Source organism: Pantoea sp. B9002 (assembly GCF_013385945.1).
Lineage (GTDB): Bacteria > Pseudomonadota > Gammaproteobacteria > Enterobacterales > Enterobacteriaceae > Pantoea.
On the sequence record NZ_JACAPA010000100.1, the window covers coordinates 1 to 304 of the forward strand.

A 304-nucleotide genomic window follows, 5' to 3' on the forward strand; every position below is an offset into this window, starting at 1 on the left:
CGCTGATGCGGGAAGTGCTTTCAATTGGGAGGCGAAGGGCTGGGTCGGTGGCGATATTGATCGTCTTTGGCTGCGCACCGAGGGTGAACGGCTCAATGGTCTGACTGAAAAATCAGAGGTCCAGGCGTTATGGGGGCACGCCATCAGCCCATGGTGGGATGTCCTCGGCGGTGTTCGCCAGGACTTCAAACCAGGCGACGCCCAGACCTGGGCTGCTTTTGGTGTTCAAGGATTGGCACTGTACAACTTTGAGGCCGAGGCGACCGCATTCATTGGCGAGCAAGGCCAGACTGCTGCGCGTCTT

General features: G+C 58.9%; 1 protein-coding gene. It reads left to right on the forward strand.

The window, feature by feature from the left end:
• Positions 1 to 304, forward strand: a 304-nt coding sequence (locus HX773_RS25360) for a copper resistance protein B (protein ID WP_176973803.1), incomplete at both ends; no start/stop codon positions are given.